This is a genomic window from Arthrobacter sp. NPDC055585 (assembly GCF_053619115.1).
In genome coordinates this window covers 26,846-34,767 of the sequence record NZ_JBSHIT010000015.1, presented here as the reverse complement: position 1 = coordinate 34,767, position 7,922 = coordinate 26,846, and the positions used below count along the sequence as shown (strand labels likewise).

General features: G+C 58.0%; 7 protein-coding genes and 1 pseudogene. 3 read left to right on the top strand and 5 right to left on the bottom strand.

Annotated features, from left to right (window positions below; all coding sequences use genetic code 11):
• The first annotated feature begins 113 nt into the window (after window positions 1-113).
• Window positions 114-1,403 (top strand): ISL3 family transposase, encoded by a 1,290-nt coding sequence (locus tag ACWGQ2_RS18095; RefSeq protein WP_452019603.1) that lies wholly within the window; start codon window positions 114-116, stop codon window positions 1,401-1,403.
• A 177-nt stretch (window positions 1,404-1,580) separates the two neighbouring features.
• Here ACWGQ2_RS18095 and ACWGQ2_RS18090 read toward each other — a convergent pair whose 3' ends face one another.
• The 4 genes from ACWGQ2_RS18090 to ACWGQ2_RS18075 all read right to left on the bottom strand — a co-directional run bounded on the left by ACWGQ2_RS18090 (window position 1,581) and on the right by ACWGQ2_RS18075 (window position 5,055).
• Window positions 1,581-2,633: a hypothetical protein gene (locus tag ACWGQ2_RS18090; RefSeq protein WP_452019624.1), complete on the bottom strand. Its 1,053-nt coding sequence runs from the start codon at window positions 2,631-2,633 to the stop codon at window positions 1,581-1,583.
• Window positions 2,626-3,288, bottom strand: a complete 663-nt coding sequence (locus ACWGQ2_RS18085; protein ID WP_452019623.1) for an ABC transporter ATP-binding protein — start codon at window positions 3,286-3,288, stop codon at window positions 2,626-2,628. The genes ACWGQ2_RS18090 and ACWGQ2_RS18085 overlap by 8 nt, the downstream gene beginning before the upstream one ends.
• The gene (locus ACWGQ2_RS18080) at window positions 3,279-4,190 is read right to left on the bottom strand and encodes a hypothetical protein (RefSeq protein WP_452019622.1); all 912 of its coding nucleotides are present in this window, start codon (window positions 4,188-4,190) and stop codon (window positions 3,279-3,281) included. Before ACWGQ2_RS18080 ends, ACWGQ2_RS18085 begins: the two co-directional genes overlap by 10 nt.
• Before the next feature lie 169 nt (window positions 4,191-4,359).
• Window positions 4,360-5,055, bottom strand: coding sequence for a hypothetical protein (locus tag ACWGQ2_RS18075; RefSeq protein ID WP_452019621.1), 696 nt, complete (start codon window positions 5,053-5,055; stop codon window positions 4,360-4,362).
• Between the two features lie 162 nt (window positions 5,056-5,217).
• On the opposite strand from ACWGQ2_RS18075, the gene ACWGQ2_RS18070 reads away from it, so the two are divergent.
• Together ACWGQ2_RS18070 and ACWGQ2_RS18065 are read left to right on the top strand one after the other, a co-directional pair.
• On the top strand, window positions 5,218-5,706 hold the full coding sequence (locus ACWGQ2_RS18070) for a TetR family transcriptional regulator (RefSeq protein WP_452019620.1): 489 nt from the start codon (window positions 5,218-5,220) through the stop codon (window positions 5,704-5,706).
• 521 nt (window positions 5,707-6,227) lie between these two features.
• Window positions 6,228-6,479 (top strand): annotated as a pseudogene (locus ACWGQ2_RS18065) (SDR family NAD(P)-dependent oxidoreductase); the annotation flags it as partial.
• Between the two features lie 73 nt (window positions 6,480-6,552).
• Here the strand turns inward: ACWGQ2_RS18065 and ACWGQ2_RS18060 are convergent.
• Window positions 6,553-7,533 (bottom strand): hypothetical protein, encoded by a 981-nt coding sequence (locus ACWGQ2_RS18060; protein ID WP_452019619.1) that lies wholly within the window; start codon window positions 7,531-7,533, stop codon window positions 6,553-6,555.
• Window positions 7,534-7,922 lie beyond the last annotated feature (389 nt).

The following is a 7,922-nucleotide window of genomic DNA, read 5'->3' as shown; positions in this document are numbered from 1 at the left end:
GGCTCTTCGCGGCTCGTGGGGAATTGAGTTCGTGTCGTTGAAGACAGGAGGGCCCGTGGCCCTGCTGGGATGAGTGTGTCTAAGCATTCAACCTGGAACAGGACCACGAGCCCTTGAACGAGCCTACCGGTGTCACCGCCGACCCTGCGACTATCCTTTTCAACCTGCCCGATTACCGTGTCATTGCAACGACTCTCACGCCGAGGGGCCGGCAGGTCATTGTGGAAACCGATCAACCGCCTGGGTGCCCGAGCTGCGGGGTCATTGCCGTCCGGAGGAAGGAACGCCGGTTGCAACGGCTGCGGGATATTCCGGTCGCCGGTCCGGTGGAGGTCTTGTGGTCCAAATACCGGTGGCACTGCGATGAACCGGCCTGCGTACGGCTGTCTTTCTTCGAATCCACGGATCAGGTCCCGTACCGTGCCCGGTCCACGACCCGGCTGCGGAACCACCTCGTGGACGCAGTCATCCGCTCCGGCCGGGCCGTGTCAGAGACAGCTGCCGGTTTCGCCGTGTCGTGGTGGATGGTCCGGGCCGCACTCAATGAAGCTTCCCTGCTCCGGCTGCCCGACGTGGATGCGCTCAGCCCGCGGATGCTGGGTATTGATGAGCACCGTTTCCGGTCCGTGCGTTATTTCCAGGATCCGGCCACAAAGTCCTGGACCCGGTGTGAGCCCTGGATGACCACGATCGTGGACCTCGATACCGGACAGGTCCTAGGCGTGGTGGACGGCAGGGACCACAAGGGCGTTGGGGACTGGCTTCTCGCCCGGCCCCTGGCATGGCGCCTGGGCGTGCAGGTTGTGGCGATCGACCCGTCCGCGGCGTTCCGCAAAGCGTTGAGAATGTGGCTGCCCCGCACCGCGGTCGCGGTTGATCACTTCCATCTGATCTCGTTGGCCAACCATGCGCTCACTGAGACCCGGCAGAACCTCTCCCAGCAGGTCAAGGGCCGCCGTGGCCGGGCAGTGGACAAGGCCTGGGCGCACCGGATGCTGCTATTGCGGGCAGGGAACATGCTCACCGAAAGGGCAGCCCACCGGCTCGAAGAAGTATTCACGGCCGATGATCCAACCGGAACACTGCAGGCCGTCTGGACCATCAAGGAACAGGTGCGGACCCTGCTGCGCACAGGATCACTGGAAGACGCTGCGTCCGCGAAAACCAGACTCGAGGAACTGGTCAAGGCCGCAGCACGACCGGAAACGAACAGGCTCTACCGAACTGTTTGCCGGTGGTGGAACGAGATCGAGGTGCTGATCATTACCGGCGCCACCACGGGAAAGGTCGAGGCTAACAACACCGCTATCAAGCACATCAAACGCACGGCCCGCGGGTACCGCAATCCTGCCAACTACAGATCCGTTATCCTCTTGAGAAGTGCCGTCCGGACGGCGGCATGACACTCATCCGGGAATCTAATTCCCCACGAACCGTGAAGAGCCATTAAAGGGGACGCTAACAAAAAGCAACGGAATATTTAAGCCCCAAACGAAGCACATCATGCCCTTTGTTACCAAGATGTTATTCGGCGCGGTAACTAGCGACTCTCTTCTTGTGGTCTCCATGATTTGGTAGGCTCAGTCCCGGTTTTTCACCAAGATACTTTTGTTTCCTTGTGTCGCAAGGAAGGCAAGGAGCGGAATCGTGCTGAAAAGGACCGAAGCAGACAACAGCAACTGAAGGAGCGCCCAGCCCAGACTGATGGCGGAGAGAAGTTGGGAAGTAGCTTGAGCCGCGATCACGGTAAGAGTCGCAAGAACCGCCCCCGTCATGACGATAGATAGATGTTCAATCACCGCTATGAGGAGTACCTGTACCCGAGGCCAACCAAGTACTTGATACAACGCGTATTCATTTCTCCTCGAAAGCATATTGATTGCGATCAAGCCGGCAGCGACGAAGCTCGAACCGATCCAATACCACTTTGTGAAGCGTTCGGACCAGGTCGCCAGCGGATCATTTGCTTCCCTTGCAGCTACATCGATCGCAAGATCCTGATCTTCTGCAAATATTGCCGGTACAGCCTGTTTGAAAGCGTCATTCGCATCCGGTGTCGTCTCAATCCAACATTCGAGGACCTCCGACCCAGGCCATTCGTTCGTGAACGCCCAGCGACTTTGCATCGGGGCTCTTGATATGTCTCGAAGGACTGCCTGCACGCTAAGCGGGGGTTGCCCGATCAAATCCAGCTGGTTTCCCTGGCGAACTCCCAATTCTTCAGCCAAGACAGGCCCTAGATAAATATCCGGCGAATCTGGGGGTGGAGCAGAGCTTATTACATCTATATATCCGGGGCTCACGCTGACAAGCTGGAACGGCGTGGTAGGAGCCCGGGGCGAGGAAACTACCCTTCTCGAATTAACTGCCCCAACGGCGATGACATCTTCGCGCGACACAAGTCGCATGCAGTCATCTGCACGTATAGAACCAGCTTCAGAAGAAACGATGATCACCTCGGACCCCGATTGGATTCCTTCATGCACCTTGGTGATAGTTTGCGAGACGTGCCCAGACTCAATCCACATGGCAATTCCAAGTAATGACGCGACTATAAGAACCGAGAATACCGTTCGAAATGGTCTAGCTAAAGTACCTTTGAACGCCTCAGCCAGCACAACAGAGCTACGCAATGGATGACTCTCGTAAGCGCAGCGTTCCCTCGGTGAGATCGAAGACCGTATCACACAGCTCAGCTACTGCATTGTCATGCGTGGCAATGATGACGATTTTCCCGGTGTTACCTGCTACCCGAAGCGCCTCTACGACCGCGAGTGAGCTGCGTCGATCGAGTTGGCCTGTGGGTTCGTCCGCAAGAATGACGGGCGAACTTGAAAGAAGACAGCGCGCCGCGGTCACGCGCTGAATCTCGCCTCCCGACAACAGAGCTACGGAGACCCTGGCAACTGAGCTTAGGCCGAGTTTTTCCATAGTATCGCGGGCGGCAACCTTTGCAGACTTATGCGTGTGACCTTCTGCAAGAAGGCCCACGATAACGTTGTCCTCGGCGGTGCGACCGGCCAGCACGGCATTTGATTGAAGTATCCAAGAAAAATCGTAAGGAATCGCGTGAGTAACACGTGTGTCTTCGACCGATCGCTTCAGGACCCGTCCGCTCGCCGGTTTGGTAAGCTGCCCGATTACATTCAAAAAGGTCGATTTTCCAGAACCAGACGGACCCATAATCGCAGTCAGAGAAGCGGGGTGGAAGGATAGGCTTTGTTCTTTAATGAGCCAGTCACTTCGTCCCGGGACCATATAAGAGACGCCAACTACATCTAACTGCATGTTCGAACGGCCATTGCATCTTGAGGATTGACGAGAACCGTACTCCAATTGTCGCCTAGTCCTACGACCCGAACCTTGCCTATTTCCCCCCCAGCGACTTGGATGAGCTTCGGCGACCAATTGTTCTCTGTATCTTCGACAAATACGCAGTTGCGTCCAGATTTATCGGTAACCAGCGCAGAGACCGGCACGGTGTGGCCCGTTGAGGCAGACACGAAGCTGATCTTTGCAGGGAATGTCTCTGGCGCCCCAGGAATGACCGAACGAAGCTCCGCGATGTTTTCGACAGGATTCTGCGGATCCCCGCTATACTCGAAGACTTCAGCCCCGATCTGAATCGTGGAGCTTCCTTCAGTCTGTGTGGATAGCTCGCCCTGCGGGTCATCCATCGCGAGGGACCGCAAGGTGTTCACCCCTTTTAAGACGATCGTTCCTTGTGCCGGCGCCGGCGCGCCTACTTGGAGTTCGCTGACCGCCACGGGAAAGGGGTCGGCGGGTATCCATACCGTCCAACTCGGATCAAACGTAGGCGCTTCATTTTTCGGTAATGGAACTCCGAGTTCAACAGCAAGTTCGGTAACGCCGCGTTCCGTGTAGCTGCTCCAAGTTGGTCCGAAACCAGCTGAGAAACCTAGAGAAGCAAGAAAATCGTTTAGGGCGGCGACGTCTGGTCCGACACCTCCCGACGTCAGAGGCCGGTAAAAAGGTGCCGGAGTCGCTGCTGCAACCTTCCATGAATTGTCAATACGCACTACTTTGGTCCCCGAGGTGATGGCACCATCGGGTACTTCTGCAACCTCAGTTATTATTCCTTGCCACCCAGTCGAGACAATTGAGACGCCGTCGTGCCATGTTAGCTTCAGTTCCACGTCCGCTGAGGCTTGAAAGGTTTCTGCCTCCACATCTATACCTACCGGAGCTGGAGTCGCTGTGAGCTCTTTAGGTGGATTGTTCATGGTCCAAACGCCATAGGCGAGTAGCAGAAGAGGCACTAAGAAAAGGATCGCAAGAAAAATCCAAGGACCTGTTCGCTTAGATCCATGAGGCGAGGACCGCGGGGAGCGACGTGGACTACGAATGCGCGTGCTCACTCTCGGTCGGAGCCACGTAGAAATAACCCGGGTACTTCTGGATGCACCGTTCTGCCTTATCGACGTTCTCGGGGGTGCTGACAGCCTCAAGAATCTGGTCGTACGATGCGTTATCTTCTACGGGGATGCCATCATCTTTGAGGCACTGGATAACGTCAGGACGCTGCTTGTCGTGTTCTTCAGGGGAGAGCAGCTGCTGGTAAGCCCAAACCTTCCCGACCTCTACAAGGTATTCCTCCAGACATTTATCAGCGGCCAGATTGATCCGATCGGCGTCTTCCTTGGTGTTTGCAACGACTTCGTAGCTGAAGGTTTTCTCGTTGTTACCCGTATCGACGAGATCACCAACAGTGGCCCCTGCGGTTTCAACACAGGACCGCTGTGCTAAAAGTGCCTTTTCATACTCGGGATAAGACACGGCGTTATCCTTCAAGATCTCTTGTTGGAAGGGCGTGGTCTGCTCAGCGAGTGCTTGGATGTCGAGGGGAGACGCTGCTTCCATATCGGATGAACAGCCAGTAGACGCGAAGAGCAACATGGATACGCCGAAGAAAGCTGCGGTCATTTTGGCCGCGGTAAATGGGGTGCGCGGATACAGACTTTGAGACTTCATTTGACTCCCCAGCAACTTTTTGTGCGGGCCGTCGCTAACCCGCTTCTGACGTGTTGAAGCCAAAATAGCATCGAATGACTTCCCTGTCCCTAGCGGAGTGAAAATCCGGCGAGTCATCTGTGCGGCGAAGTACGGTCAGGGACTATCTGTCCCCTCAGCGCGGCTATTTATTTTGGTATTCGCACCATCGCGTTTTGAAGTCAGATAAGCCCCTAGAAAGAGGTCATGGGCTACTGCCCAAGCTGCAAAGTACCGGGGCCCAACGTCGCTGTCCGCGACGGCGCCGCAGCGGCCGACGTATGGACATCACGGGGCTCCCTCCGTCGTCGCCGCTGCAGCTTCGGAGCAAGCGCTGGAAGTAGGGTCTACAACGTAGTCTGCACCAGCCACCAGCCACCAGCCACCAGGCGCCGGCCAGAATCACAGCTGCACGCGGCCGAGGCTCTCGTGGCTAAGGGAGGCTTCACCGCTGCCAGTGTGAGGGCCGTTGCCGCCCGCGCCGGCATAGGAGCAAGCACCATGCGGTATTGGTTTCCCAGCCAGGAAGCGCTCAGCACCGCGATTGCTCAGAGTGCGCTGACCCTTGAGCTGCGAGACGAGCGAATCACTGATCAGCCTCTGCCACCAGCAGAACGCCTCGCGGAATTTCTGATGCAGTTCCTGCCCGTAGATGAGGACACCGGGGCCCTGCTCAGGGATGGTTCGCTCTCGTAGCGTCCGCCGTAGGGCCTGCTTCAACCACGCTTGGAAAAGCGATGTACGAAGGAGTGCTTTCCACGACCCGGGACAGGGCGTCCGGGTGGCTGACCGTTCTTGCTCGTGAGGGAGCACTGGAGAAGACGAGGATCCGCCGGTCGACCACAGCCTTAATGACGCGAATCGACGGACTCACATTCGGACTGATCCTCCCCCCGCGGTGTGGCTAATGGCGCTACTGCTCAGGCCATTCTCCGAGAGGATGCGTACGCGACTTTGAACGTCGACAAGTTCCTGCCTTCAGCACTGGCTCAAAAAGGCGACGCGTAGCCATATGCCCGACGAGCATTGGTTGGAAGATTGGGCACTCGGCTACAATCCGCTGCAAAACCATGCCGTTTACCGCTGCGACTCACATTCTCGCCGGGGGAGTCGTGCCAGAATGTCGCGGGCGGCCGAGGCCGTATCAAGCGACTGCGTTTTACGCTCAAAATAGCCTACTCTGCAGTGTGAACTGATCCTTCGACGGTATTCGGCATATGCGAACCCTAACTTCAACTCATCAACCAAGATGGTTGAGGTCCCGAGAATTTTGGTCCTCTCTTCGCTACGGTGAGAATGAGGTTATGGGAAGTTCTCAAGCAATTACCGCTGTTACTGGTGGCTCCCACGGGATCGGCGCAGCCATCGTTGAACGATTGGCTGCGGATGGGCACGATGTCCTGATTGGCTACCAGAGCAATGAAGCTGCCGCTGAGGAAGTTGCGCGGCGTGTCCAAGCGCTAGGCATGAGCTCGGTCATCGCGGCCGTCCACGTCACCGATCCCAAGTCACTCGATGAGTTCTTTCGACCCCGCGATCGAACTACCGGGCATGATCCGGCCCCGGGGAGATGTCCCGACAGGCACGGGCCAACGGCAGTTCAGCAGCGGCAGGGAATCGTGTGTTCTGTGTACTCGGTCCACCGAGACCCGAGGGAAAACTAGCCTCCACATACGCGGGCCGCATGCCCTGAGAGGAGGTGACATTCGACGGCAGCACGGGCGGGATCCTTCGATCTGCCGCGAGTACCAGACTCTCTTGGAACTGACGATTTACAGGGTCCGTCTGATCCACCCAGGTCTGCTGCTTCAAGCGCTGCAGGCCGGCACGAAACTGTTCGCTCCAGTTCTCGCCGAGGAACGGAATGTCGGCGGCATTGGCGAACCCGAGAATGTTGCCCCGAATGGGGAGGAGTATGCCGCCCGCGGGCGCGGCCGCGGCATGCCAGGTTCTGTGCCTGCCATCGGACCATCCGCTGTCCCATGGGTCCATCGTTACTGCTTCGCCAGGGCTGAACCATGACCGCACGATCTTGAGTTCAAGATCGGACAATCCCGGATCCTGAACACGAATACGGATACTTCCATCCGGGTCAGGAACGTCCTGACCGGCCCCTGCCGCGAGGGCATCCCCGACGTCTTGAATGGTCCTCCCGATAGCTTTCCAGTCCTGGTCGTAGGACTCCCAGCGGGGAAACGCGCCGTGGTCGGGATCAGCGACCCGTGTGCCCAGCTGTTCCGGCGTTGCACGCCACCAGGTGAGCGGACGATGCACCTCGACGCTCAACCATTCAGCGGCGTTCTCTCCGAGTCCTTCGGGGAAGGCCTCTGCCGGGAGGTCATGCCAGCGTGAGTTAGCCGGATCGCGGAACCACTGATCGACGTTTTCCGGCAGGTAGCGGATGACCTGTGTGCCGAGTACGTAGTAGTCGGGACCAATGTTCCGGCGTCGCCATTCGGCTAGTTCCTGGACGGTGACGCCGTATTCGGCGCCCACCTGCTGGGGTGTCATGAGCTGGTTCACGGGCTTGCTCCTTTTCTCTTTGCCACCGTTCCTTTCGGCAAAGCCGTCACATCTTGGCCGCGAAGTGAATTGGCCAGCCGGAGCCGGGGGAGCGTGGAATACCGGAGGGAGCGAAGCGAGTGAGGATATGCCGCGAAAGCCGCCGGCGCAGGCTTGCCAAGAGAAGGGCGGACAGTACCCTCCAAAGCCGAAACGGAACGGCGCAGCCGGTCAATGTGGCAGGAGCGAAGCTCCCCGCAGGCGGTAGAGCCGCGGGACCGCTCTCCGCGTTCGTCCGCGGAGCCGCGGAGCAAGCTATAGACTTAGGTCCCCCAAGTCGCTTGCCACTCTGGACGTGTGTCCGGTCGTGGGTCACACTGTGCGTGTGGTCCCCGCCGCAGGGGCGGGGT